The organism is Neorhizobium sp. SOG26, from assembly GCF_003491345.1.
GTDB lineage: Bacteria > Pseudomonadota > Alphaproteobacteria > Rhizobiales > Rhizobiaceae > Neorhizobium > Neorhizobium turbinariae.
This window is the reverse complement of sequence record NZ_CP025513.1, coordinates 30,684-57,349: the sequence shown is the minus strand read 5'-3', so window position 1 is coordinate 57,349 and position 26,666 is coordinate 30,684. Positions and strand designations below refer to the sequence as shown.

Here is a 26,666-nt window from a genome sequence, read left to right as displayed (position 1 = left end):
TTTTATCTCCGATCTTGGCTAAACGCGGCGCCGCCAAGGGCGGTGGCGTCAGCGTCATCAACAGGACGGGAAGCGGCAACAACGCGTTGGCTGCGGCCTCGACTTCCGGTCAGGATCTGGTAGGCGGTCGGCAGCGATCGGCCGATGATGGCATTCGATGCTATCAGGATTGTGAAGGTGACTAGGATCGCCAGCACGTAGAAGAATGGGTAAGCAGCATCTCCCGCGGCTCGATTCCACACCATCCACGCGACGACGAGTAACGGGTAGTGGCCACAGAAGACCCAGAAGCTCAGGCTTCCCGTTCCTGCCAGTTTCTGTCCGATCATAGTGCGGATGAGCAGAGCTGACAGCAGCCAGAAGCCCAGCGCTCCGACGATCGACAGCGTGTTGCGCGCGAGTTCCAGCCAGAAAGGAAAGTCAGGACCGGTTGCGTAAAGGGCTGACGCGAGCACGACCGCGGCGAGCAAGGTCGCAATGACGCCGAGTGGCGCGTAACGATCAAGTGCCTTGGTGTTGATCCCGTGGACTGCCAGCGCGATCCCGAAAGTGAAGCTGAACAGGATCGACTTCTTGAGCACCACACCGATGGTCACATCAGGCAGGATCGCCAGGAAAAACAGGCCGCAGCACGTCACCCACGGCACCCGCGCGACAAGAGCGGCCAGTACCGGCGACAGCAGGATGCATACCAGCAGGTCCCGCAGGAAGTAGAGCGGCAGGTTGATCGGAAACCCGAAAAGGGCGACCGAGTAGTTGGCCATCTCAACAGCCTTGCTGTTCCAGAGGTCCGGGAAGTAACCGATGCCGACACCCACTTTCTGGATCAGAAGGACGGCCATCAGCAGCCCGAGGTTCCACAGCAGGAACGGCAGGAGGACCGTCTTGAGCTTGGACCGCACAACGGGCGCAAACTTGAAGTTCGCCAGCCCCCGACGGAACAGGAGATAGCCAGAGACGGCGCTCAAGCAGGGAACGCCGATCCGGAACAGACTGTCCCCGAGGAACACCCTGAGCCAATCGAACAGCCCGAACCGACCGAGGAACGGGCTTGTCTGAGGATCAAAAGGCACGTGCACAAACACGATGCCGCAGATCAGAAGAATGCGCATCAGGTTGATGCGGGAAGAAAGGTTCCGATCGACCGCCAAAAGAGTCACCTCTATTTGGGCAGCGCCTCCCTCGCCACCGGTTCAGTCAAAGCAGACTGGCGCCCGCGTTCCGAAACCATCGGCTCCGGATGAGAGAAAAATGTGGCACTGCAGCAAAATCGGAAGGTCAATCAGGTTGAGTGACCACTGAGGTGACCGGAGACGCGGCGCCAACCGCCGGTTACGCAAGGCATGTTAGCCTCCTCTCAAAAACGTTACCGGCACCACATTTACAGTGATAACGGCAACGTGAGCGGGTGGTTATCCGATGCAACGCATCGATACGTTGCATTGTGGCGGCAATCGGGCAGCTAAACGGCAACAGTGCTTCGCGTGCGCACCAGTTGAAGCAGCTTGCGCAGCAGGACCCGTTCAGTGGCGAGAAGGAGCGCGCCATAGATGAGGACGCCAATCGCCGCACCGGCGACCAACTCGAGATAATCGTTGTCGAGCCGGGCCTGCAGAGGCGGCAGAGCAGCGCGCACGCACACGGCCATGATCATCGCGTTGATCATCGAGCGGCTGCTGGTGAGCAGACCGCTGGCGAACGGGATGTCGTCAACGCGGAAGACGGCCCAGGAATAACCGAGCAGCGTGGCGGCGTTGACGATGCATAGCGCGATCATCGCGTCTACCAAGGTGCCAAAGTGCGCGGCGAGAGCGACCGCAGCGGTGGTCACGACCGCTCGGATGACCGCTGACCAGAAGAGGGCCCGGCCGTGACCCGTTCCCTTCAGGTAGGGGATGAAGGTGCTGCACGGGGTGATGATGCCCTTCGACAAGGCAAGCAGCCCGAGCACCGGCCACGCGTGCGCCCAACCCGGTCCGAAGATCACCGCCATTGCGGGCTCGGCGACCGCCCAAAGTCCGAACATGGCGGGCGCCAGCACCACTGTTGTCACCTGGGTGCTGAGCATCAAGGCGTCCGAACGGCGTTTGCGGTCATTTCCCATCAGGCTGAACGCCGGAAACAACACCCCCATGACGGCTGTCAGCACCACCTGATTGGGAATGCTGGCGAACCGGTTCGCGACAGAATATGCGCCGGCGTCTGCGAGGCCGAGCATGCGGGCAATGATGATCATCGGCGACTGGAATGTCGCGAAGTTGGCGATCTCCGACCCCATGACGCCGGAGCTGAAGGCGAGCAATGGCTTAAGCTTGCGGGGCCGCATCACAAGCCTGGGAAAATAACCTGCCGCGGAATAAAGCCCAATCAACCTTATCAAGGCTGAAGAAAACAGCTGGGTCACGAGAGCCCAGACACCGAAGCCGAGATAGGCCATGCCCACGGCAATGATCGCCGCGGCCGATTCTGAAATCGTGCTCCACATCGCGTCCTTGCTGAAGTTCATTCGCTTGGCGAGAAGGGTGTAGGCGACATCTCCTGCAAGCTGGATCGGAATCAGCAAGGCCATGACCTGCAACAGCGAGGCGCTTTCCACCGCACCCATCACGCTTCCAAGCGGTGCAGCCCAGACGTAAAGGCAGAGCGACATCAGCACGGCCATGGCCAGATTGGCCCAGAAAACGCTGTGGACCGTCTCCTCGTCGGCATCCTGTTGCATAACGAGAGCGGCCGTCAGTCCGGCGCCGCCGATCATGGCCAGAAACTGCACCACTGTCAGTGCAACAGCCACCACGCCGAACTCGTCAGGAGACAGCAACCGGGCGAGGATAGGCACCGTGACAAACTTCAGCCCGAATGTGGCTGTCTTTGAAAGGACGCTCCATCCGACATTTGTGGTGATCGTCTTCACGCCATGAACTGGAGCCATAAATCAGATCCTGTAGCTGGGTTGTTCGGCGCGAGCCTGGAACGGCCTCTCACCAGCGAACTTTCATTCCATCAGGGACAGCAGGGGCGAAAAGATGGCGACATTCACAGTAGTGATCCCGTTCTATCAACGCGAGGCCGGGATTCTGAGCCGCGCCTTGGCGTCGGTATTTGGCCAAAGCTTCCAGGATTTCGATGTTCTGGTTGTCGATGATGAATCACCCTTGCCGGCCGGGACCGAGTTGCAGGAAATCGACCCGGAGGCCCGAAAGCGGATCACTGTCATCCGTCAGGCCAATGCAGGGCCCGGCGGCGCGCGCAACACCGGGCTCGACAATGTGCCGGCATCCACGCGCTTCGTTGCCTTCCTCGATTCAGACGACGTCTGGCTGCCGGACCACCTGAAGAACGCCCATGACTGCATGACGCGCTTCGACGGCGATTGCTACTGGGCCTCCATGCAGGCGAGCGATGAATTTTACTACCATTTCGGGATGGCTGAGCTGGAAGCGCGTGAGGGCGGCCAGCGCCTGTCCGACGACCCGCTTGTTATCGAGGTGCCCGACCTCGCCAGCATCATGTTGAAGAATTGGAGCTTCCTGCACCTGTCCTGCATGGTGCTGGGCAGAAACCTCTTCGAGACAGTTCGCTTTGATGCCGCGCTGCGGCTGGCCGCCGAAGACGTCCTGTTCTTCTGCGACTGCATCCTCGCCTCGCGCCGCAACCTTCTGTGCGATGAGGCAGGCGCGGCGAGGGGAATGGGGCTCAATATCTTCCACAGCATCGACAACCAGTCACCGCAGTTCCTGCAGCAGCAGTTCAACACATGGGAAGCGCTGGACAGGCTGCAAAAGCGTTTCGCGCGCCGACCGAAGGATGTTGCCTCCATCACCAGCTACAAGAACACAGCGCGCCAGCAGGCACTGTGGAGCCAGGCGGGCAGGGTGCGTCGGCGCAGCGCGCCAGAAGTTCGCCTGCTTGCCCGCTGGGCGTGGCGCGACCCGGCAATCCTGCGCACGCTCGTCGAACTCGGGACCGGGAAGCTCACCCGTCGCCGTCAATCACAGGGAGAACAGCAATGAAGCCGTATCACTGGCCCTCACACCACGGCAATTTCGGCGATGACCTGAACCTCTGGCTGTGGGACGCTCTGCTGCCCGGACTGCGGGAGGTGCGGGAGGAGACCCTGCTGGTCGGCGTCGGCACCGTGCTGAACCCCACGCTTCTTCCGAGCGGCGTCCACAAGCTCGTCATTGGCAGCGGATATGGCTACGGCAGCCCGCCCGACATCAGTGATCCACGGGAATGGGATGTGCGCTGCGTCCGCGGCCCAAAAACAGCGGAACGACTTGGTCTTCCACCTGAGATGGGTATCGTCGACCCCGCTGTAATGATCAGCGACATGGAAGAGTTTCGGAACCTTCCGAAGGTGCATAAGAAGACCTTCGTGCCGCACTGGGAGTCGGCAGAATTCGGCATCTGGAAGTCGGTATGCGAACCGGCAGGCCTCACGTATCTCGATCCGCGCGGTGAAGCGAAGGCCGTGATTCGCCACATCGCCCAGTCTGAGATGATCGTCGCGGAATCCATGCACGGCGCCATTCTTGCGGATGCATTCCGGGTGCCATGGGTTGCCGTCACCACGTCGCCATCGATCAACGACTTCAAGTGGAACGACTGGGCCAGCAGTGTCGGCGTCCAGTACCGCCCGCGCTTCGTGCCCGTGTCGACCCGCGCCGAAGCGGTTGCGAAGAAGACACGCTTCTGGGGCATCAACTTTGAACGCGAGCAGATGGCCTCAAGCGACGCGTCCCATTCGGATGTTCTTGCACGCCCGAGACCGTCGCAAGGTGGTTTACGTGGAGCGGCCAAGCAGATGCTCGCTGCCCCCTCGATACTATCGCTGTGGCAGGCAGGCCGGCAGGAACCTCAGTTGAGCAGGGACGATGTCCTCGCGTCCCTTAAAGTGCGTTTCCGCGACGTTCTGGTTGGTGTGCGCAAGGACTATTTCTGAGCCGCGGCAACGCCGATCATCAAGTATCTGAAGCCGGTTTCCGGAGCTGCATCTGGCGGCTTCGGGCGGTAGCGCTGCGTCTTGTCGCGTAAGATTCCTGCTGCGATGGAAGGCATGGCAAATGGATGCTTGATAGCGAAAGCTAGCGCCTCCGTCATGCCGCCCCGTTTTTTGCTGTCGAGGAAAGCGCGCAGATTGTAGCGCCCGCGAATGTGTTGCTCATGGCGCTTAAGCGCGGAGGCAACTTCGGACGGCAGTCCGGGTGTCGCACGCACGTCGGCATCAACCTGATAGAGACGCTGGAGGTCTTCCGTCCTGTGCTGGCCGCTTAGCGAATCTGCCCGCACGACGGCGCCATATCCAACGTGTTCGATCACCGTGTAGCGCGCCCCCTTCACCAGCGCGCGTAGATAAAGGTCGTAATCTTCACCAAGCCGAAGGTTCTCGTTGTAGCCGAGCTGACGTTTTTCCAGAAAGCTTCGGCGCATGACCGGCTTCAGGAACCCTATCTCGCCGCGCCGCACGCCTGGCTGGCTGATATTTCCTTCGATGAATTCAAGCGTAGAGAGGGAACGCGCCCGCGGCTGGAAGGCCTGCGGGCTGCGCGGCGGTTTTGCGTTTCTGGTGAAGGCGATATTGTCAGCGATCAGATCCCAGTCCCGGTGTTGCAGCATGGCCTCAAAGCGGCCGGGAAAGAAGAAATCGTCGGCATCCAGGATCGCAATCAACGGCGCGCTCGAGTTTGCAATCGCGATGTTGCGGGCCGCGGCTGGCCCCCGGTTGACTGGCAACGAGATCACCCGGACGCGGTTCTGATCATCGTTGGCTGCTTCCGCGACGGTGGCCGTTTTATCCGTTGAAGCATCATCCACCACAACCACCTCCGCTACGCCAGGCTGGGCAAGCGCAGAATGGATCGCTGTCGTTATCGTGGACGCGGCGTTCTTCGCAGCGATGATGACGCAGATTGCATTGGGATCATGTTCGGCCATTTCTGCCCTCTCTCAGGATGTCTTGCGACATCACTAGAAGCTAGGAACATGACCTCGATGTGGAAGGAGGCTATTTTGAGCGCGATCTTTGCCGTTTAATGGCGCGCGATGTCGGCCGGGAGATCATCGGCAGCCGGCGCATCTCCCGTCCGCTGGGCGAGAGGCGAATCAGCCGTGTGATGGCGTTGCCGCTTCTCCTGGCGAACCAGATAGACGATCCCGATAAAGTATCCCACCTGGAGCAGGATTGCGCAGACAATTGTTCCAAGCAACGTGGCCGAGAGGGAGCCGCTCTGCCAGTAAGCTGCCACGGCGAACACCAGCAAGACACAGATCATGCTAAGAAAGACGCGCGGCGCATACATAGATTCGTCCTCCCGGAGACGCAGATCTTGGATCGTCTGTTGGCTCCTCTTCACTTATTGAAACATATCGAGCTCAATAGGTACACAGGTTCAGCAGCCGATTATGCCTCCAACTGATGAAACTTTGGTAAGTTTCACGTTATCCGGGGCCACCCTGGAGAGGCTGTGAGCGCATGTTATGCCCCATCTGTGCCACAATTCCGCCCAATCCGGTAGCCGAGGCGGGCCCGGATTGACCCAATCCGGAACGTGCTGATCAACTTTTGTTTCCAAGGGGTAGCGGGTGTAGCCGCAACTATCGCGGCGCAGCAATGTATTGCACTGCACAAAGATCATGCAGCGGATTGTAAAGCGTGCTTCTCGCATGAGCGCCCGAAGACGAAATGGCTCTAGACATGAGAGGGGGCGTAAGTCTCCCAGCGTATTGCGAGGAAAGACGAGCATCAATTCATACGAGCTCAAGTGAACTGTCCTGACGCCTGACTTGGTTCCTAGGCGACAGCCACGGGTGCTGCACTTGCAACTGCTATCGCGGCCACGCTCTCATGCCGCAAAATTCGCGACGCCGGCGCTGTTTCGAAAAATTCACAGTCCTACCAAATTGCGACCACAGACTTATCATTCCCTCTGACACGAACGAACCGCCGCAAGGCAACCGACACAATCGCACCCGTAGCATGGAGTCATTCTATGAAGTTAGCGACACGTTCGGCCGGATTGCCGTTCATGGACGCCGGGGAGGCTTCTTTAAGCCTTGCCACCGGAGGAGTTGCAAAACGCAGCTTTGACATCACCGCTGCGCTGGCAGCGTTGATCATATTCAGCCCGATCTTTCTTCTGATCATGGCGCTCGTGAAGTTTTCGGACGGAGGTTCGATCTTCTATGGGCACCGCAGGGTGGGCCACAACGGCCGGTACTTCCATTGCCTCAAGTTCCGCACCATGGTGATGAACGGCGACGAAGTGCTGCGCGCTTACCTCAAGGCCAATCCATCGGCCGCCGAGGAGTGGCGAAAGACCCGCAAACTGCGGGATGATCCGCGGGTGACCGCGGTTGGTGCTGTGTTGCGCAAGCTGAGCCTGGATGAACTACCACAGCTCATCAACATCCTGCGTGGCGACATGAGCGTCGTTGGGCCGCGTCCCGTGGTGGATGAGGAGCTCAACATCTATGACGCAGACGCAATCTACTATCTCAGCACCCGTCCTGGTTTGACCGGGCTTTGGCAGATCAGTGGGCGCAACGATGTCTCCTACGAGAGCCGCATCGCGTTCGACACGCAGTACGTACAAAATTGGTCGCTTGTTCAGGACCTCCTGATCATCGCCAAGACTATCCCCGCCGTGTGCCTGTCACGCGGAAGCTACTGAGGCAGTAAGACGGCTCGCCCCGAGCCGCAGTTCTTCGGCGGAGATGACGTCATCCCGCCTTGTCTCGCAAGATAAGAGGCTAGGAAACAAGATGCGCACAAAGACGCCTGCATCGCGTCGAACCATGGCCTTCATCGGTGTCATGGTTGCCGGATTGGCCCTCACGTCGCTTTCCCCCGTGCATGCCGAGGATAACGTCTATCATCTCGGCGTCATGGATCAGGTGAGAATCCGCGTCGCTGAGTGGAAGGCAGCCGAAGGTACTGTCAGGGACTGGGGCGTCATCGGTGGCGATTATGCCGTTGGTCCCGGCGGCGCAATCGCCATACCCTTCATCGGTGAGCTTCAGGTGGCCGGCAAGACGACGGCGGAGGTTGCCAAGGAAATCGGCCAGCGGCTACAGGCGCAGTTCGCTCTTCGAACCGAGCCATCGGCCTCTGTCGAAATCGCCAAGTTCCGGCCTGTCTATCTGACCGGAGACGTCACGACGCCTGGAGAATATGCCTATGTGCCCGGCATGACCGTGCTCAAGGCGGTGAGCCTTGCCGGTGGTCTTCGCCGCTCGGACGCCGGCCAGCGCTTTGCGCGTGACTTCATCAACGCCAGCGGCAAATCCGCCGTTTACGGCAGCGAACGCGGCCGGCTGCTTGCGCGAAAGGCGCGACTTCTTGCCGAGGTCGACGGCGCCGAAGAAATCGCCATGCCAGCGGCGCTGGAAAAGGTGCCGAATGCGCAGGCGCTGCTGGCGAGCGAGACCTCGCTGATGAAGTCACGACGCCAGCGTTACGAACTGCAACTGAAGGCGCTCTCGGATCTTCGTGAGCTGCTCGAGAGCGAGGTGAAGTCGCTTAGCCAGAAGGCGGAGACGCAGAAGGAACAACTGGCCATGGTCCAGAAGGACCGCGAGCGGATCTCTCGCCTCAGCGAGCAGGGGCTGGCGACAAGCCAGCGGCGCCTTTCGATCGAAGAACGGACAGCCGAGGTGGAATCGACGCTGCTCGACATCGACACGGCGTCGCTGCGCGCCAAGCAGGATATCAGCAAGGCGAACCAAGACGAGATCAACCTGCGCAACGACTGGGAGGCGCAGCGCGCCAAGGAGTTGCAGGACACCGAGGCGGAACTCGAAAGGCTGGAGCTGGAACTCAACACCAGCAGGCAGTTGATGTCCGAGGCGCTGGCGCAATCGGCGGAAGCGCTGAAGTTCGACGCCACCAAGGCGACCATCAAATACGTCGTGGTTCGCGATAAAGGCGAAGGACCGAAGGAAGTGCCGGTGGAGGAAACGACGCCTCTTAAGCCCGGAGACGTGGTCAAGGTCGCCTCCGAACTGCTGATGCAGTGAGACGCGCATGAAGATTGCCAAAGCGATACTCGTCAATCCGGATCGTAACCAGGCCTTTGGGCTTGGCGCCGTCGCGCTGTCGCTTTTCGTCTTCGCCTATTCCACCCGGTTCGGCCCGGTATCCATCCTTCTATATTACGCGCTCTGGTTTCCACTGGTGCTGGTGGATTACAGGAGGGTGCTCGGCCCGTACGCCCGGTATGGCTGGATCTTCGCCTTCGCGGTGATCTGTTTCCTGTCGAGTTTCTGGTCGGCCGCGCCGTCGATCTCGCTACGCGCGTCGATCCAGTACCTGACCCACATCGTTTGCGCCCTGATTGCGGTGCAGGTACTTGCCCCACAGACGCTGTCGCGCGGCGCCATGCTCGGCTGCGCCGTGGTGCTGATGTATTCGCTGCTGGTCGGGAGCTATCACTACGATCCGCTTGACGGTACCTACAGCTTCGTCGGTGCCTTCTCATCGAAGAACCAGCTTGGTCTTTATGCCTCGCTCGGCGTGTTGTTCACCTTCGCGACCTGTTTCGTCTTCCGGGCCCGTGGCATCTGGCTGGCGCTCTCCGGAAGCGTTGGCCTCATTTCCGCCTACTCACTTCTGGCATCCCAATCCGCAACCTCCGTCATCACCACCGCTGCGATCATCGGCCTGGGCATCGGCATGCAGATGATCGGCCAGGTGTCTCCGCGGCAGCGGCGACTTCTCATTCTAGCCGGCACGATCTTTGCCATCGGTGGCATCGCCTTTGCGCTTCAGGCGGGGGGGATGGATGCCGTGCTGGGGATCTTCGGCAAGGATTCGACGCTGACCGGCCGCACCTATCTATGGCAGCAGGGGATCGAGGCAATTGGAGCTTCTCCCTGGGTCGGAGTAGGCTATCAAGGCTACTGGGTTCCGGGTTTTCCGGATGCCGAGCGCCTCTGGGACGACTTCTTCATTGCCTCGCGAAGCGGCTTCCATTTCCACAACACCTATATCGAGACGATGGTGGAGACGGGGCTGATTGGCACCCTTTTCCTGGTCTTTGTCCTGTTGCGCACCGCAGCGGGCCATTTTCGACAACTGCTGGTCCTAGACCGCAGCCAGGGTGCCTCTCTCCTCTTCCTCCTGACCGCCCTGCTGATTGTCCGATCCTTTGTCGAGATCGATGTGATGCACCCTTACCATGTCGGCTCCTTCCTGCTCTATTTCGCCGCGGGCCGATTGACGCTTCGGCAAAGACAGCAGGAGCCGGTTCCCGCACGCGAACTCGCAAAGCCAAAGCTCGGCCAGATCCGTATCGGCCTTGGGTGATCTGATGTCTTCGCCACAGCCTCAGCAAAACAATCGGCCGATGAAGACGCTCTACGGCATCCAGTATTTGCGCGCCTTCGCGGCAACCGCAGTCGTCGTTTTCCATGCCGCGGAACGCACCGGGCTGCATTTCAACATCGGTGCCGCGGGCGTCGACGTCTTCTTCGTTGTCAGCGGCTTCATCATGATGGTGATGAGCGCCCGGCGACCGGTGAAACCGCTGTCTTTCCTGCGCGACAGGTTGCTCCGCATCGCGCCGAGCTACTGGCTTGTCACGATGATCATGATTGCGGGCGCAGCCGTTGGCCTTTTTCCGAACCTCATCATCGAACCGCTGCACGCCATCGGCTCGTTTCTCTTTATCCCAGTGTCGTCTCCAAACGGTGGTCACCTTTGGCCTGTTCTGGTGCAGGGGTGGACCCTGAACTACGAGATCTTCTTCTATCTTGTGTTTGCAGCAGTCCTGTTGGCCCCTGCGAGGCAGCAACTGCCGTTGCTCACAGGCTCGCTGCTCCTCCTGGTCGCAATCGATAGTTTTGCCGCGGACCCAAACCCGCTGGTGCGCTTCTACACAAACCCGCTGGTCCTTGAGTTTGCCGCCGGAGCCTGCCTTGCGCAACTGTGGCTGAAGGGCATGCTCCCACCCAAAGTCATCGGCGTGACGATGATCGTTATCGCGATCGGTGGCTTCGCGGCCATCGAGATCTTGCGCCTTGGATTCGACGCGTGGAGTTGCGGCCCGCTCGCTGCTCTTCTGTTGGCAGGGGTGCTGGCGCTGGAGAAAGCAGGTTGGCTACCCAGCCTGCCGATCCTGACCTATCTCGGCGACGCCTCCTACTCGATCTACCTCTGGCATACGCTGGCGCTGGCCGTCGTGGTCAAGGCTGGGCTCCACCTCGGCGTTCCACCCGTGGTCATCGTAGCGGTCGGAACATTCGCAGGCGTTTTCGTGGGCGTTGTGGCCTATGAGATGGTCGAGAAGCCGATCCAGCGTTTCGTCAAGCGTCGGCGGCTGCCGGTCAATCCTGTCGTTTCCGGTCAACCGGCGCCCTAACTTGCGGCACTTGTTGGTCTCTATTCCTGTGGTAACGCAATCGGCATCCGGGAACACTCTCACGCGGTTGACACGGTCACGCCCCCGCGGCCATAGAACCCTTGTTCCACGCTGAGCTCACATAAGAATCTGGAGATCGACCAATGAGGCTTAAAAAACTCATTGTCATCGCGGGTCTTGCCATTGCCTGTTCAGAGCAGGCCGCTACGGCATTGACGGATGACAAACTCAACGGCCAGCTGCTGAAACTTGATCCTGCGACTCGGCTCGAACAAACCTGTGACACTGAAGTCATGATGAGGATCAACGAGGAGAACAAGGACTTCAAGGTCGACAAGGTCATCGCTTACTCGCTGAGCGAGCCGACAGTCAGCGACAACCTGATCAGGGCGCCAGGTGCCGTGCTCCGGAGCCATGGCAACTGGTACCGCCTGTCCTTCCTGTGCGAGACGGGGCCGAGGCACCTCGATGCGCACAAGCTCCAGTACAAGATTGGTCCGGTGATCCCGCGCGAAGAGTGGACGCAGTACTACCTCTACGACTGAGCCGAATTACTCGAAGCGCGCCGCGGCTTACTTTTCCGACCAGATCGCCTGTTCGATCTTCCCCTTCAGTTCCGGATAGGCTTCAGGATTGAACCGCGGCTCGCCCGTCTTTCGCTGTTCGAAATAGTCTTTTGTCAGCTTGGCAACCGTTCCTGAGAGCAACACGATGGCGACGAGGTTGACGGACGCCATCAGTCCCATCGTGGCGTCTGCCAAGTTGAACACGACTGCAACCGTTGTGTAGGCGCCCCAGATCACCATCAACAGGACCAGCGCCCGCAGCACGCCGATGCTGCCCTTGTTGTCCAGCTTCAGGAACACCATCGCGTTTTCCGAATAAGCGTAGTTGCCGATGATCGAGGTGAATGCGAAGAAGAAAATCGCAACCGCAATAAAATACCGGCCTGCCTCGCCGATATGCGCGACCATTGCCTCCTGCGTCAGCGGCGTTCCCGTGAGCTCAGTACCGGTCGTCATGACGCCAGAGAGAAGGATCAGGATGCCGGTCGCGGTGCAGATCAGCAACGTGTCGATGAAAACACCGAGGGCCTGCACGAAGCCCTGGCTCGACGGATGGTGCGGCGAGGGTGTCGCTACTGCGGCGATATTTGGGGCAGACCCCATGCCGGCTTCATTGGAAAACAGTCCGCGCTTGATGCCGTTCAGCATGGCCCCGGCGACGCCGCCCGCGGCCTGCTCGAAGCCGAAGGCGCTCTTGACGATGAGGGCGATTACGCCCGGGACCGCGGTGATATTGGCAATGACCACGTAAAGCGCCATGCCGAGATAAGCGACCGCCATGAACGGCACGACATATTCCGCAACCTGGGCGATCTGCCGAATACCGCCGAAGATCACGATGCCGGTCAGTATCGCAAGCGCGACCCCCACCCAGAGCTTTTCGACGCCGAAAGCACCCTGCATAGCATCGGCAATCGAGTTCGCCTGTACGGCGTTGAAGACGAGGCCGAAGGTGATGATGAGGCAGATCGAGAAGATGACGCCCGCCCATGGTGCCCTGAGGCCACGCGAAATGTAGAAGGCGGGTCCGCCGCGATATTGACCGTTGTGGTCGGTGACCTTGTAAAGCTGCGCCAGCGCGCTTTCGGAATAAGCTGTCGCCATGCCGACCGCAGCAACAACCCACATCCAGAACAGCGCTCCGGGGCCACCCAAAGAAAGCGCCACGGCAACGCCCGCGAGATTGCCCGTGCCCACACGTGAAGCGAGGCTGGTGCAGAGCGCCTGAAACGGCGTGATCCCGCTCGTGTCATTTTCTGGTGTGCGCATCACCGAGCGGAACAGCTCCGGGAAGTGCCGAATCTGGATGAAGCCGAGGCGCAGGGTGAAAAAGATGCCGACGGCGATCAGCCCGTAGATGAGGACGTAACCCCAGAAGATCGTGTTCAGGAAGTCAATGACGGCATTGAGAACGGTCACGGTAGTCCCCTCCCGCAGGAATGCTCATGCATCACGTCAAAAACCAGGCACCGAAGCACCTGGTCGTTCCGGTAGCCGGATGGTGGCACGTGGGGTGCAAAACCGCAACCTCACGTTTGTTTCGTCAGGGCTGGATCGCCTCATCCTCGGTGCGACCGGCAAACCAGTTTGCCAGCAGGGCACCGGAAATGTTGTGCCAGACGCTGAAGATGGCGCTCGGTACCGCGGCAAGCGGCGAGAAATAGGCCGTCGCCAGTGCTGCACCCAGGCCGGAGTTCTGCATGCCGACCTCTATGGCGATGGCCTTGCGCTTGGCCAGCGAAAGGCCCGTGGCCTTCGCGGCAAAGAAGCCGAGCACGTAGCCGAGCCCGTTGTGAAGGACGACAACGGCGAAAATCATCAGGCCGGACTGCACGATCGAAGCCTTAGAGGCGCCGACGACTGCGGCAACGATGAGAACGATGCCGATGACGCTGACGAGCGGCAGGGCAGGGACCGCGGCCTTGACCACGCCCGGCAGGAGCTTCTGCAGGAGCGCGCCGAGGGCCAGCGGCACGAGCACGACCTTGACGATGCTCAGGAACATCGCCCAGCCGTCGACCGGAAGATACTGACTTGCAAACATCCAGACGAGAAACGGCGTGATGATGGGAGCTGCAAGGGTGGTGACGGAGGTGCAGGCAACCGAAAGCGCGATGTCACCCTTCGACAGGTATGTCATGACATTGGACGAGGTGCCGCCGGGGCAACAGCCAACCAGGATCACCCCGGCTGCAACTTCCGCCGGCATCGGGATGATCTGCGTCAGCAGTACTGCCAGCAGGGGCATGATCAGGAACTGCCCGATGACACCGATTGCAACGTCGAAGGGGCGCTTTACCACTTCGCGAAAGTCTTCGATCGACAGCGTCAGGCCCATGCCGAACATGATGATCGCCAGCAGCGTAACGATCCATGGGCCGAACTGCTTGAACGTATCGGGGAAAAAGAAACCAAGGACTGCAAATAGAATGACCCAGGCGGCAAAGGTCTTCCCGACAAATGCCGAAAGGGATGCCAGTGCTTTCACGTGCTTGCTCCAAAAGTACTGCTGCCGGATTCGTGCGTCCGGCAAATGTGGCGGGCGGTTCCCCTGCGCCCTTAGGTTCTGTGAGCCGGTGCTACAACAGGCGGAAGACCATCACAAGCCACGCTCGTCGCCGAAGCGATGGCGCCCTGCGCGGAGGCTTGCCGATCGTACTGGTTCTCACTTTGACTTTAGTATTACGACCATTCGCGGGGTTGGCGCTTAGCTTGGCACAACTACGCTGGCGACTCTGCGTCACGTGCGCAGTGATCGGGGAGGAGTATCCCGAACTTTATCGACGGAGTGCAAGGAGGGGCGTGCCGAACGGCGCGCGCTTTGGAAAAAGCGGAGGGCTTTTCATGTCAGACAAATCGTCGTCCAATGCCTATTGGGCCGCGAATATTCGCATCATTACTATCTGCCTTATTATCTGGGCGATCGTCTCATACGGCTTCGGCATCCTGTTGAGGCCATTGCTTTCCGGGATCCCTGTAGGCGGAACGGACCTTGGCTTCTGGTTCGCCCAGCAGGGTTCGATCATCGTCTTCATAGCGCTCATTTTTTATTACGCGACTTACATGAACCGGCTCGATCGCGAGCACGGCGTGGACGAGCAGTAAGGGACGGGGAACAATGGATCAGTATACGCTTAACCTGCTGATCGTGGGGGCGTCGTTTGCGCTCTACGTCGGTATCGCGATCTGGGCCCGCGCAGGGTCTACAGCCGAGTTCTACGCTGCGAACCGCGGCGTCAATCCGGTGATGAACGGCATGGCAACTGCGGCGGACTGGATGTCGGCTGCTTCCTTCATCTCCATGGCCGGCCTCATTGCAGGCGTCGGGTACGGTAACTCGACCTACCTCATGGGCTGGACCGGCGGCTACGTCCTGCTCGCGCTGCTGCTTGCGCCTTATCTGCGCAAATTCGGCAAATACACCGTTCCGCAGTTCATCGGCGACCGCTTCTATAGCCAGACGGCTCGGCTTGTCGCAGTTGTCTGCCTCATCATCATCTCGGTGACCTACGTTATCGGGCAGATGACTGGTGCCGGCGTCGCCTTCTCGCGCTTCCTGGAAGTCGAAGTGTCCACCGGGCTCTGGATCGCGGCAGCGGTGGTTTTCGTCTACGCGGTTCTCGGCGGCATGAAGGGCATCACCTACACGCAGGTTGCCCAGTATCTCGTCCTGATCATCGCTTACTCGATCCCGGCGATCTTCATTTCGCTGAACCTCACCGGCAACCCACTTCCATGGCTCGGCCTGTTTTCCACCCATACCGAATCCAGCATGCCACTGCTGCAGAAGCTCGACCAGGTCGTTACTGATCTCGGCTTCACCGCATATACGGCACAGGGCGACATGTTGAACATGTTCCTGTTCACGCTCTCCCTGATGATCGGTACGGCCGGCCTGCCGCACGTCATCATCCGCTTTTTCACCGTGCCGAAGGTTGCCGACGCACGCTGGTCTGCGGGTTGGGCGCTGATCTTCATCGCGCTTCTCTACCTCACGGCTCCCGCCGTTGGTGCGATGGCGCGTTTGAACATCATCGACACGATCTTCCCGAGCGGCCCGCAGGAACAGGCGGTTCTCTATGACGAGCGTCCGGACTGGATGCGGACCTGGGAAACCACCGGTCTCCTGAAGTTTGAGGACAAGAACGGCGATGGTCGTATCCAGTACTACAACGACAAGGCCGCTGGTTTCGCAGAAACCGCCGCGCAGCGTGGTTGGCAGGGCAACGAACTCGACATCAACAACGACATCCTCGTTCTTGCTAATCCGGAAATCGCACAGCTTCCGGGCTGGGTCATTGGCCTCATTGCAGCCGGTGGTCTCGCAGCCGCTCTTTCGACTGCTGCGGGCTTGTTGCTTGCCATCTCGTCGGCCATCAGCCACGACTTGATCAAGGATTACCTGAAGCCGGATATCTCCGAAAAGGGAGAGCTGATGGCAGCGCGTATTGCCATGGCCGGTGCGATCCTGGTCGCGACCCTGCTTGGCCTCAACCCGCCGGGCTTTGCGGCCCAGACGGTGGCACTTGCCTTCGGCCTGGCTGCGGCAAGTATCTTCCCGGTCCTGATGATGGGCATCTTCTCCAAGCGCATCAACTCGCTCGGTGCAACGGCTGGTATGCTGGTGGGTCTCATCTCCACCTGCGTCTACCTGTTCACCTACCTCGGATGGTTCTTCGTCCCGGGTACGAACACGCTGGAGAACATTCCTGCCAACCACCTGTTCGGCATTGCTCCGGCATCCTTCGGACCGATCGGCGCCCTCCTGAACTTCGCGACGGCCTACATCGTTTCGATGGTCACCCAGGCTCCGCCGCAGCACGTGCAGGATCTTGTGGAGTCGATCCGCGTTCCGCGCGGTGCAGGCTCTGCAACCCATCACTGATATGCGCAATCAAGCGGGCGGCTTCGGCCGCCCGTTACTTCCTTTGGCGGCAGTGCAACATTGCATTGCCTGGTTGGGGGCAGCATGAAAACAGTCACCCCTGATATCCGCAAGTTCCTGGAAACCGTTCATCCTTACGATAGCCTGCCGGCCGACGAACTGGAGCGGGTTTCCAAACAATTTTACCTTCAGCGGGCCACTGCCGGCCGCGCGATCTACAGTCGTGGCGAACCGCTGGCCGGTCTTCTCCTGATCATGGACGGTGAAGTCGAGATCAGAGACCATTCTGGCGTTGTCATTTCGCGGCTGATGCCCCGCAACTCGTTTGGCGAACGCGGGTTGCTGGCCGATGGTCTTGCCGTCACCAATTCCTACGCACTCACCGACACTCTGCTTCTTGTGCTGCCGGTCGCCGAGTTCAGGCGGTTGATGTCTGAGCAGGCGGTCTTCCGTCGTTTCTTTTCCCGCGGACCCGCCCGCGAAGCGAAGCGCGGTGACTACGCGCTGCGCAAGGTAGGGGAGTTGATGTCGAGGCCGCCGATCACCTGTTCTCCGGGACAGAGTGTCCGTGAAGCAGCGGAACTTATGCGCGACCGCAAGGTCTCCAGCCTTTGCGTCGTAGACGGCGAGCGTCTTGTCGGCATCCTCACCACCCGGGATCTCGCGTCCCGCGTTTTGGCCCAAGGCCGAGATCCAGTCGCGACGACAGTCGAAACCGTGATGACAGCCGATCCGATCGTGCTGCCTGACGACGCCCTCGGAACGGACGTGCTGAACCGTATGCTGGAAAGCGGCATCGCGCATCTTCCGGTCGTGCGTGGCGAAAAACTCGTGGGCATGGTGACCCAAACCGACCTCACCCGGTTCCAGGCCATCTCCGCGGCGTCGATGATCCGACAGATCGCGGAGGCCGAGGCTCCTGCCGATCTCGTCCGAATTGCCGCACGCATCCCTCAACTGTTGGTCCAGCTTGTGGGCGGCAACAACGCGCACGACGTCGTGACGCGGCAGATCACGGATATCACCGACGCAATCACCCGACGCCTGATCGTGCTTGCAGAAACAAAGCTTGGTCCGCCGCCCGTGCCATATCTTTGGCTCGCCTGCGGAAGCCAGGGTCGCCAGGAGCAGACCGGCGTGACCGACCAGGACAACTGCATCGTCATCGACGACAGCTTCACTGAAGCACAGAGGTCTTGGTTCGAGCGCCTTGCCCGATTTGTTACCCACGGTCTGGATGCGTGCGGTTGTGTGTTTTGTCCGGGCGACATGATGGCCAGCAATCCGGAATGGTGCCAGCCGTCGCGGGAATGGCGGCGTTACTTCGATAGTTGGATAGACAATCCCGTGCCGAAGGCACAGATGCTTGCCAGCGTCATGTTCGACCTGCGGCCGATCGCGGGCCAGTTCTCGCTGTTTGAACAGATTCGGACCGATGTTCTGGAGCGCGCAAGCCGGAACTCCATCTTTGTTGCGCACATGATTGGCAATTCGCTGAAGCACGCGCCGCCTCTCGGCCTTTTGCGCGGTTTCGCAACTATCCGCAATGGAGAGCACCGCAACCAGATCGACATGAAGCACAACGGCGTGGTGCCGGTTGTCGATCTGGGCAGGGTCTACGCGCTGAAGGGGCGGATCCCGATGGTCAACACGAGGGCGAGGTTGGAAGCTGCGGAGGATGCCGGCATTATCTCCGCCGGTGGCGCACGAGATCTGATTGCAGCCTACGACCTGATCGCCGACATGAGGCTTCGCAGCCAAGCCGAGGCAGTGAAGGCCGGGCGCAAGCCCGATAATTTCCTGGCCCCGTACGACTTCGGAGACTTCGAGCGATCGCATCTGCGAGATGCCTTTGTCGTCGTGCGCACGATGCAGTCCGCCTTGGTCAATAGCGGCAATACCCCGGTATGAAGAAAGTAGAACAAAATGCTGTTTGAGTTATTTGCCGCCCTTATCTCGGGTATTGCCGTCGCCGGCATCGCGATGAGCCTGCGATGGATGAGCCGCGGGCGCCTTCCGAAATGGATCGTGCCTGCAGGTGCCGGCATCAGCATGTTGGCCTTTGCGATCTGGAGCGAATACAGCTGGTTCGATCGTATCTCGGGCACTTTGCCCAACAATGCCGTCGTGGTCTGGAAGAATGAGAGCCGTTCGCCCCTGCGGCCCTGGTCCTATCTCAGCCCGGTTGTCACGCGCTTCTCGGCCGTCGAACAAGCCACCACCCAGCGCCACGAAAACTTCCCGGACCACGTGATGATCGACGTGATGCTGATGGCGCGGTGGGAGCAGCCGGCTCGCATCAAGGTCGCGTTCGATTGTAAAAGACACCAGCGTGCTGATCTCGTCGGCAGCAGCATCTCGATCGCACAGGACGGAAGCATCGTGGGTGCAAAATGGATCGACGTCGCGGAAGATAATCCGGCCTTGGTGGCGTCCTGCAAGCGGAGTTGATGCCTCTTGAAACGCGGAATGAGCCTGCGCGCCCGCATCCTGTTGCTTTTTGCCGCCATCGGGCTCGGCGCCGTCGTCTCGATCGGCACAGGAGTCTGGTTCGCGTACCATCGGCAGACGAGTACCGAAATCTTGAACGCCTTGATACAGGGTGGAACGGTCGCCGCCCTTGGGATCCTCACGCTGACGGCGTGGATATGGTTCATCGTTGACACCAGGGTTGCTCGACCTATTGACGCAATCGCTTCGGCCATTCGGGTTCGCGCCAGCGCGGACGTTTCCGAGGAAATCAATTCACCAAACGCGTCTTACCTCGGTGATCTGGCGGCTGCCGCCTCATTCGCGACCGCGCGGCTCAGCGACGCCCGGACGTCGCTTGCCCATGCCGTGGCGCGCGAAACGGCACAACTGGTATCCGACAAGAGCAAGCTGGAGCACCTGCTGGGCGACGTGCCTCCGGCGGTTCTGCTATGCACTGGACGGCACTGCCTGGTCTTCTACAACAGTGTGGCACAGCACATCCTCTCCGGCCCCGATGTTTCCGTCTGGCTCGGGCGAAGCGTCTTCGACTACATCCATGACGACCCGATCCGCCAGGCGCACCGGGAGCTGATTGAGGCCGAGGTCCCGGATGGCGTCGTCGAATTCCTCTCCAAGGCGCGCGTTGGTGGACGTCGGTTGGTTGGCCGGATGCGGCTTGCGCGCGACAATGACGGCGACACCGGCGCCTATGTGATGACTTTGCGGGACATGACGGGCGAGTTCCTTTCCTGCTCACGGCGCGACGCCTTGCTGACCGAGATCTTTACAGGCGCCAAACCGGTCCTCAGCAGCCTGCACGAGCAGTTGCAGGCTCTCGACGGTGGCGCGGGAAGTCTGCCGGGCGGCAGGCTCCAGCATGATCTCCAAAGGCTCTCGTCCACACTGACGGGTCTTGAAGCGCGCTTCGACACGCTTCGCACCAATAGCTGGCCGATGGTGGCAATGGATTCCCGGCATTTCGCACACGGGCTGCGGAAGGCACTCGCGCCTCTAGGCGTTGAGTTGGACATGGATGTTGTGCCGCTGGTCATGCATTGCGACGCCGCGGAGATCACAGCACTGCTGCGACAGGTGGTGAACCAGGGGCTTGACGCGAAGGGAGGCGACAGCATCACCTTGACGATCAGGAGGCGCGGCGACGGCGTACAGATCCAGATCGCGCATCGCGGGAGATCGTTGACGGCAGACGAGGTAACGATTCTTCTCAACGGACCCCTTGCTGAAACCCCTGATGGCAAGACAGGTCATTCTATCCTCGACGCGCATGCCGCGGAGTTCGAAGTCGAGGAGCAGGAGGGCGGCACCGTCATCAGCCTTAGGCTAGGGCCCGCACAGCCGCTGCGACTGGTATCGGACGAGAATACCCATGCTGTAGTCTACGATTTCGACCTCTTGTCGAGCATCCACTACGACAGGGTGGCGGATGCGAGCCTCGATAATCTGACCTATGTTGTCTTTGATACCGAGACGACGGGGCTCTTCCCTGAGCGCGGCGACGAGATCGTGCAGATTGCAGCCGTCCGCCTCGTCAATGGCAAACGGATAAAGGGCGAGGTCTTTGAGACATTGGTCAATCCCGGGCGTCCGATCCCGCCTTCGGCATCTGCTATTCATGGCGTGACCGATGCCATGGTCGCCGATGCGCCTGACGTATCGATAGCGATTGCGCAGTTTCACAATTTTGCCGAAGGAGCGGTGCTCGTCGCTCACAACGCGCCATTCGACATGGAATTCCTGCGACGACGCGAGCGCGAGCTCGGCATTCGCTTTGTCAATCCGGTACTGGACACTGTGCTTCTCTCCGCCGTTGTCTTTGGCACCAGTGAGAACCACACGCTCGATGCGCTGGCCGAGCGACTTTCCGTGCCGCTTCGGGATCAGGATCGCCACACAGCGATGGGTGACGCGGTCGCTACCGCCGAGGCCTTCTTGCGGCTGAAGGCGATCCTGGCTTCGCGCGGGATCGAACGTTTCGACGATGTTCTGGCAGAAGTCCGCCGGCACAGCCGATTGTTGGAAGACCTGAACGGCTAGGGAACCGACCACAGGGAGAAAACGGGTGATCCTTCACCAATCATCCGTCTGTGGTTGATCTGGCAGCGAAAAGACCCAGATTCGTCCGGCGCTGCTCAGTCAAGGACCACGGGTCTCGTCTCCAAACCGCAGAGGAGTGATCATGACCAGCAAGCTGATCTGGGGGATTTTGTTCGGTGTGGTGCTTGGTACCGCCCTTGGTTACGCGGGAGGCAATACCGGCATCGGCATCGCGATCTGCATTGCCGCAGGGGCTCTGGCCGCCGGCATCTGGCACTGGCTGGAAACCCGGCAAGGCCACCGTTGAGCGGCCCGAATGGCGATGGAGACCGTCAAGGAAAATCGCCTTGGAACCGGATCTCCCGTTGCACCCCTTGCAGCCTGCTAAAGGCGCGATAACGAAGAGCGTGCAGCGCTTTGATATCGTCCGCTGCAGGCTGGTAGAAAGCCGACAGCCGGGACATCGCCCTCATCGCGTCCGTCAGCGCCGCGTAACGTGCGGAGGCCGTTGCGCCGAGCATCGCAGCGCCAAGAAGAACAGGCTCCTCTGTTTCGGCGACCGCAACCGGTAGGCCCGTTGTGTCTGCCAGGACCTGGCGGACGAGCGGGCTCTGTGCCGCTCCACCGCTTGCAACGATAAGGTCAAGGGTCATTCCGTTGCGAGCGAGCGTATCCAGTAGCTGCCGCAGACCGTAGCCAAGTCCGCAAAGCCCAGCGACATAAAGCGCGACAAGGCTGTCGAGGTCAGTGTCCAGCGCGAGCCCGGAGATGATCGCGCGCGCGCTCGGATCTGCGTGAGGTGATCGGTTCCCGAGAAATTCCGGTACAACATGCAGATCGCGAGCAAGTCTGACAGCTTCGCTGGCGTCCGCACACCTGCGCTGCACTTCCCGATCAAGCCAGGAGACAAGTGACAGGCCCTCTGCTGCGGCATCTTGCTGCGCTTTCGGGGCTGCAGGATGCAGCGTGACAAGGTGATCTATGGCAGCACCCGCCGCAGATTGACCGCCTTCAGTCAGCCACAACCCCGGGATCATTGCGGAATAGTACGGTCCCCAGACCCCATCAACGAAGACCGGCTGATCACTCGACGCCATCGAACAGGCCGAGGTTCCGAAGATATAGGCCAGACGATTTTGCGCTCTCGCTTCGGCTTGTCTGTCGAGGCCGCCAAGCGTGCCGATCCCGCCAGCATGGGCATCGATCAGGCTCGCTCCCACCGGAGTTCCGGCGAGGAGGCCGAGATCGGCAGCTGCTTGTTCGGTCAGGCCCTGCTCAAGGGCCGTGCCGGGGTCGACAATCTCGGTGCCGATCCGCTTGAACCCTTCGTCCGCAAGTTGGCCGAGACCGATGGCCCGAAAATATGCGGCGTCCCAGCGCTTCTCATGCGCGAGATACGTCCATTTGCATGTGACCGTACAGGCGGAGCGGCTAAGTGAGCCGGTCGCCCGCCACGTCAGATAATCGGCGAGGTCGAAGAAATGTTCGGCTTTGGAGAACGACTGAGGCAGGTTGCGTTTCAACCAGAGGAGCTTCGGCGTCTCCATCTCGGGCGATATGACGCCGCCGACATAACGCAACACGTCATGCTTCCCGGCGTTGATCTCGGCGGCTTCGCCAGTCGCGCGGTGGTCCATCCAGACGATGATGTTGCGTTCAGCGTCGCCGGTCGGGCTGACGGTGACCGGAGCACCATCCTCAGCGATCGCGACGAGCGAGCAGGTCGCGTCGAAGCCAATGCCTGCAACCCCGGACGGATCAGTGCCTGCGGTATCGACTGCTTCTCTAACGCTCTCGCAGATGGCCTGCCAGATCTGCGCGCTCGACTGTTCAACGACGTGACCGGGCTCATGCCAAATCGTGATCGGACGCTTGGCTGAAGCCAGCAGGCGGCCATGCTCGTCGAATAGGCCCGCACGGGCGCTGCCGGTCCCCACGTCGACGCCGATGAAGATGGGTGCCATGCTTCAAAGATCCGTGCTGAGTGGCAGGATGACGAGATCGCGAATGGTGATGTTGCGCGGCCGGTTCAACATGAAGATGACCGCATCAGCGACCTCACTGGCTTCCATCAGGCCGCCAGCGGCAATCGCCTCGTCAAGCTTCGCCTGTGGCCAATCGCTGATCAGGGCAGTGATCACCGGACCGGGTGCAACCGCGCCGACGCGGATTCCATGCTGGGCGACCTGCCTTCGCACCGTGTGTACGAAGGCCTGCACGGCATGCTTGGACGCCGTGTAGATGGGCTCCCACACCACCGGCACGAGACCGGCGATGGAACTCGTCATGATGATGTCCCCCGTCTTGCGCTCGACCATGTGCGGCAGGACGGCCTGGACCGATCGGAAAGCCGCATTGATGTTCAGATTGAGCATCCGGTCCCAGGCATCGGGGTCGCCGTCAACCACCTCGCCGCCAATGTAGGCGCCAGCATTGGCATGGAAGATATCCAGGTGGCCGAAGCGGTCGAGGATCTTCGGCATCATCGTGCCGACGCTTGCGGGGTTAGTAAGATCGACCTGGACAGGGAAAGCGTTCGGGCCAAGCTCATCGCAGAGCGACTTCAAACTGTCCGCTGCCCGGTCGACAAGGGCGACTTTGGCGCCTTCCTGTAACAGGGATCGTGCGCATTCAAGGCCGATGCCAGATGCGGCACCGGTGACTGCGGCGATCTTTCCGGAAAGGTCCTGTTTCATGTTATTCCTTGCTTGGTGTCTGCCACGCCGGGCGTGCAATGAGTTTGACGTGATCGCTAGGTAGCGATCAGTGGAAGAGATGTGCGGATGCCGGGGCAAACTGGAATTCGGCTGTGCCGCCGAATGACAGTTCCATATCGACCGGCACGGATGCCACGACGCGCTCGTTCGCGGGCGTATCTATGGCGATGATCGTTTCCGTCCCAAGCCTTTCGACCAGCACGATCTTCCCACCGATGCTGCCTTCTCCTTCTGCCGCCTTGCCGGGTTTCAGATATTGCGGCCGGATCCCAAGAAGGGCGCTGTCGCCACTCTTGAAGCCCCTGCTGCGGACGAGGATCGGGCCCATCGCCTCGGATGCGACGCTTGCCATGTCCCCTTGAACCGACTGAACCTTGACCGGCAGGAAGTTCATCTTGGGCGCACCGATAAAGCCGGCGACGAACTTGTTCACCGGGTTCTTATAGAGCTCCATCGGTGAGCCCACCTGCTGGACGAGGCCGCCATCGAGCACGACGATCTTGTCAGCGAGCGTCATCGCCTCGATCTGGTCGTGGGTGACGTAGATCATCGTTGCGCCAAGTTCGCGGTGCAGCTTCGCCAATTCCATCCGCATGTCGACGCGTAGCGCCGCATCGAGGTTGGACAGTGGCTCGTCGAACAGGAAGACACCGGGCTTGCGGACAATGGCGCGGCCGATCGCGACGCGCTGACGCTGGCCGCCGGACAACTGGCTCGGCTTGCGCTCCAGGAGATGCTCCATCTTCAGGATACGGGCCGCTTCGCGAACACGAGCATCCAGTTCCGTCTTGGGTGTCTTGTTGAGCGACAGGCCGAAGCCCATGTTGTCGTAGACGGTCATGTGGGGGTAGAGCGCGTAGGACTGGAACACCATGGCGATTTCACGTTCGCGCGGCTCAAGGTCGTTGCAGAGCCGCCCGCCGATATGGAGTTCGCCGCCCGATATCTCTTCCAGACCTGCAATCATCCGCAACAACGTGGATTTGCCGCAGCCGGACGGGCCGACGAACACGACAAATTCCCCGTCCTTCACCTCTAGATCGACACCCTTGATGACGTCGACGGCGCCAAAGCTCTTTTTGAGCCCGGCCAAGCTTAAACTAGCCATCTTCTTACCTTCTCCCGAGCCGTAGGTTTTTGCGGGGCAATCGTTTTGAGAATGCCCCGCAACCCTCAGGCGTCTTCCAGTTCGCGTGCTCGTTCGGCGCTGTCCTTGGTGCGCAGGTAGGCGCCCTTGGCAATCAACTGGCGGCGGAGTTCCTTGACGTCGATCTCATGCGGCGCGCGATTACCCCGCACGGAGATCTTGGCCGCGCGCCCTGCCGCTTCGCCCATCGCCATGCAGGTGGCCATGACGCGGATCGCGCCCATCGCTTCATGGGTGGTGGAGATTGCACGGCCTGCGACGATCAGGTTGCGCACCTTCGTCGGGATCAGTGAGCGGTAGGGGATGTCGTAGCAGTCCCCGCACCAGATCAGCGTACAGCCGTCGTCAGACGGGCGGTGGATGTCGATCGGGTAGCTTGCCACCGCAATGGAATCATCGAAATGTCGGCAACCAAGAACGTCTTCCTGGGTCATCACATATTCGCCGATGATGCGGCGGGTTTCGCGGATGCCGAGGAAGGGGGCGGTCTTGGTGAAGTAGGCCTTCTCGAAGCCCGGCACGTAGTTGATGAGATAGGTGACGATGTCGTCGATCTGCGCGCGCGCTTCGATCTCGCCCATGGTCAGGCTCGCGGCCTCGGTGCCATCGACGCCCTTGACGCGCGTCATGTTGATCCAGACTTCGCCTGCCTTAAGGCCGGTGATGATGATCGTTCGCTCGTTGGGGATCGCCAGTCCCATCTCGTTCTGAGCCTTGGCAATCAGTTCGCGCAGGCCGACGATGATGAACTGGTTGTTCTGGCCGAAATACTCTGCGGGAATGAAGTCGGTAAGGTAGGTCCGCGCCTGCGGCGGCTGGTTGGCGATGCTGAGACGCAGTTTCTCGGTGTCGACGCCCGCGAGGCAGAACATCAGTGTCGGAGGCTGCATGCCCCCATGCTCGTTGCCTTTCTCGCAAGGCACACCAGCGCGGTAGGCTACGTCGGCGTCGCCGGTGCAGTCGATGACGACCTTACCCAGGATCGCGCCGCGGCCGCTCTTGCTCTCGGTAATGACGCCGCGGATCGTGTCGCCGTCCATAACAACGCCGGCGCAGAAGGTGTAGAACAGGACTTCAACGCCTGCCTCGGTCAGCATTTCGAGCGCGACCGTCTTGACAGCTTCCGGTTCAACCAATGTGATGCCCATGTGCAAGGGGCAGGGGCGGTGTTCGCTGGCGCCGTGGCGGGCCTTAAGCCGGTCGATAAACTTCTGCGGCAGTCCTTCGATGATCTGGTTGCCCTTCTGCCCGAGGAAGCCCAGCACCGGCAGGCCGATCGTCATATTGCCGCCGACGAAGCTACGGCTTTCGATGAGACCGACGCGCAGGCCATCCTCTGCGGCTGCGAGCGCCGAAGTGAGCCCTGAAGGGCCGCCGCCGATGACGAGCACGTCATATTCGGCCGTGACGGGTGTCGCCCGCGCAGGCTCCTGGATGGATCGGTTGGTGGTGTTCAGCATAGTCCTG

The 26,666-nt window shown here is 60.4% G+C and carries 23 protein-coding genes; 13 read left to right on the top strand and 10 right to left on the bottom strand.

Annotated features, from left to right (window positions below):
- Window positions 1-2: 2 nt before the first annotated feature.
- Together CYG48_RS16875 and CYG48_RS16870 are read right to left on the bottom strand one after the other, a co-directional pair.
- The gene (locus CYG48_RS16875; protein ID WP_305778823.1) at window positions 3-1,160 is read right to left on the bottom strand and encodes an acyltransferase family protein; all 1,158 of its coding nucleotides are present in this window, start codon (window positions 1,158-1,160) and stop codon (window positions 3-5) included.
- A 302-nt stretch (window positions 1,161-1,462) separates the two neighbouring features.
- Window positions 1,463-2,929: a lipopolysaccharide biosynthesis protein gene (locus CYG48_RS16870; RefSeq protein WP_118851767.1), complete on the bottom strand. Its 1,467-nt coding sequence runs from the start codon at window positions 2,927-2,929 to the stop codon at window positions 1,463-1,465.
- Window positions 2,930-3,023: 94 nt separating this feature from the next.
- On the opposite strand from CYG48_RS16870, the gene CYG48_RS16865 reads away from it, so the two are divergent.
- Together CYG48_RS16865 and CYG48_RS16860 are read left to right on the top strand one after the other, a co-directional pair.
- Window positions 3,024-4,010 carry a glycosyltransferase family A protein gene (locus CYG48_RS16865; protein ID WP_118851766.1) on the top strand — a complete coding sequence of 329 codons (987 nt, stop codon included), beginning with the start codon at window positions 3,024-3,026 and terminating at the stop codon, window positions 4,008-4,010.
- The gene (locus tag CYG48_RS16860; RefSeq protein WP_118851765.1) at window positions 4,007-4,942 is read left to right on the top strand and encodes a polysaccharide pyruvyl transferase family protein; all 936 of its coding nucleotides are present in this window, start codon (window positions 4,007-4,009) and stop codon (window positions 4,940-4,942) included. The genes CYG48_RS16865 and CYG48_RS16860 overlap by 4 nt, the downstream gene beginning before the upstream one ends.
- Here CYG48_RS16860 and CYG48_RS16855 read toward each other — a convergent pair.
- Together CYG48_RS16855 and CYG48_RS16850 are read right to left on the bottom strand one after the other, a co-directional pair.
- Window positions 4,933-5,934: a glycosyltransferase family 2 protein gene (locus CYG48_RS16855; RefSeq protein ID WP_118851764.1), complete on the bottom strand. Its 1,002-nt coding sequence runs from the start codon at window positions 5,932-5,934 to the stop codon at window positions 4,933-4,935. The two genes, CYG48_RS16860 and CYG48_RS16855, sit on opposite strands and share 10 nt — an antisense overlap.
- A gap of 95 nt (window positions 5,935-6,029) precedes the next feature.
- The gene (locus tag CYG48_RS16850; RefSeq protein WP_118851763.1) at window positions 6,030-6,299 is read right to left on the bottom strand and encodes an exopolysaccharide production repressor protein; all 270 of its coding nucleotides are present in this window, start codon (window positions 6,297-6,299) and stop codon (window positions 6,030-6,032) included.
- Between the two features lie 690 nt (window positions 6,300-6,989).
- On the opposite strand from CYG48_RS16850, the gene CYG48_RS16845 reads away from it, so the two are divergent.
- The 5 genes from CYG48_RS16845 (at window position 6,990) to CYG48_RS16825 (ending at window position 11,902) form a co-directional block, all read left to right on the top strand.
- On the top strand, window positions 6,990-7,670 hold the full coding sequence (locus tag CYG48_RS16845; protein ID WP_118851762.1) for a sugar transferase: 681 nt from the start codon (window positions 6,990-6,992) through the stop codon (window positions 7,668-7,670).
- A 91-nt stretch (window positions 7,671-7,761) separates the two neighbouring features.
- Entirely contained in the window at window positions 7,762-9,015 is a 1,254-nt protein-coding gene (locus CYG48_RS16840; RefSeq protein WP_118851761.1) for a polysaccharide biosynthesis/export family protein, read from the top strand.
- 7 nt (window positions 9,016-9,022) lie between these two features.
- Window positions 9,023-10,303: an O-antigen ligase family protein gene (locus CYG48_RS16835; protein ID WP_118851760.1), complete on the top strand. Its 1,281-nt coding sequence runs from the start codon at window positions 9,023-9,025 to the stop codon at window positions 10,301-10,303.
- Window positions 10,304-10,343: 40 nt separating this feature from the next.
- Complete coding sequence (locus tag CYG48_RS16830; RefSeq protein WP_118851759.1) at window positions 10,344-11,357, top strand: acyltransferase family protein; 1,014 nt, start codon at window positions 10,344-10,346, stop codon at window positions 11,355-11,357.
- 143 nt (window positions 11,358-11,500) lie between these two features.
- On the top strand, window positions 11,501-11,902 hold the full coding sequence (locus CYG48_RS16825) for a DUF930 domain-containing protein (protein ID WP_118851758.1): 402 nt from the start codon (window positions 11,501-11,503) through the stop codon (window positions 11,900-11,902).
- 27 nt (window positions 11,903-11,929) lie between these two features.
- On the opposite strand, the gene CYG48_RS16820 is transcribed toward CYG48_RS16825, so the two are convergent.
- Together CYG48_RS16820 and CYG48_RS16815 are read right to left on the bottom strand one after the other, a co-directional pair.
- Window positions 11,930-13,342, bottom strand: coding sequence for an alanine/glycine:cation symporter family protein (locus tag CYG48_RS16820; RefSeq protein WP_118851757.1), 1,413 nt, complete (start codon window positions 13,340-13,342; stop codon window positions 11,930-11,932).
- A gap of 124 nt (window positions 13,343-13,466) precedes the next feature.
- The gene (locus tag CYG48_RS16815) at window positions 13,467-14,411 is read right to left on the bottom strand and encodes a bile acid:sodium symporter family protein (RefSeq protein WP_118851756.1); all 945 of its coding nucleotides are present in this window, start codon (window positions 14,409-14,411) and stop codon (window positions 13,467-13,469) included.
- Between the two features lie 356 nt (window positions 14,412-14,767).
- Between CYG48_RS16815 and CYG48_RS16810 the strand changes: the two genes are divergently transcribed.
- From CYG48_RS16810 to CYG48_RS22570, 6 genes are all read left to right on the top strand, one after another.
- Window positions 14,768-15,028: a DUF4212 domain-containing protein gene (locus CYG48_RS16810; RefSeq protein ID WP_118851755.1), complete on the top strand. Its 261-nt coding sequence runs from the start codon at window positions 14,768-14,770 to the stop codon at window positions 15,026-15,028.
- A 13-nt stretch (window positions 15,029-15,041) separates the two neighbouring features.
- Window positions 15,042-16,808, top strand: coding sequence for a sodium:solute symporter family protein (locus CYG48_RS16805; protein WP_118851754.1), 1,767 nt, complete (start codon window positions 15,042-15,044; stop codon window positions 16,806-16,808).
- A gap of 84 nt (window positions 16,809-16,892) precedes the next feature.
- The gene (locus tag CYG48_RS16800; protein WP_118851753.1) at window positions 16,893-18,719 is read left to right on the top strand and encodes a DUF294 nucleotidyltransferase-like domain-containing protein; all 1,827 of its coding nucleotides are present in this window, start codon (window positions 16,893-16,895) and stop codon (window positions 18,717-18,719) included.
- Window positions 18,720-18,734: 15 nt separating this feature from the next.
- Complete coding sequence (locus CYG48_RS16795) at window positions 18,735-19,259, top strand: hypothetical protein (protein WP_118851752.1); 525 nt, start codon at window positions 18,735-18,737, stop codon at window positions 19,257-19,259.
- An 18-nt stretch (window positions 19,260-19,277) separates the two neighbouring features.
- Window positions 19,278-21,335: a 3'-5' exonuclease gene (locus tag CYG48_RS16790; protein WP_118851751.1), complete on the top strand. Its 2,058-nt coding sequence runs from the start codon at window positions 19,278-19,280 to the stop codon at window positions 21,333-21,335.
- Window positions 21,336-21,477: 142 nt separating this feature from the next.
- Window positions 21,478-21,642 (top strand): hypothetical protein, encoded by a 165-nt coding sequence (locus CYG48_RS22570; protein ID WP_199925330.1) that lies wholly within the window; start codon window positions 21,478-21,480, stop codon window positions 21,640-21,642.
- A 25-nt stretch (window positions 21,643-21,667) separates the two neighbouring features.
- On the opposite strand, the gene CYG48_RS16785 is transcribed toward CYG48_RS22570, so the two are convergent.
- The 4 genes from CYG48_RS16785 to CYG48_RS16770 form a co-directional block, all read right to left on the bottom strand.
- Window positions 21,668-23,299, bottom strand: coding sequence for an FGGY-family carbohydrate kinase (locus tag CYG48_RS16785; RefSeq protein ID WP_118851750.1), 1,632 nt, complete (start codon window positions 23,297-23,299; stop codon window positions 21,668-21,670).
- 3 nt (window positions 23,300-23,302) lie between these two features.
- Window positions 23,303-24,031, bottom strand: coding sequence for an SDR family oxidoreductase (locus CYG48_RS16780; protein WP_118851749.1), 729 nt, complete (start codon window positions 24,029-24,031; stop codon window positions 23,303-23,305).
- 67 nt (window positions 24,032-24,098) lie between these two features.
- Window positions 24,099-25,160: an ABC transporter ATP-binding protein gene (locus CYG48_RS16775; protein WP_118851748.1), complete on the bottom strand. Its 1,062-nt coding sequence runs from the start codon at window positions 25,158-25,160 to the stop codon at window positions 24,099-24,101.
- A gap of 65 nt (window positions 25,161-25,225) precedes the next feature.
- On the bottom strand, window positions 25,226-26,659 hold the full coding sequence (locus CYG48_RS16770; protein WP_118851747.1) for an FAD-dependent oxidoreductase: 1,434 nt from the start codon (window positions 26,657-26,659) through the stop codon (window positions 25,226-25,228).
- Window positions 26,660-26,666 lie beyond the last annotated feature (7 nt).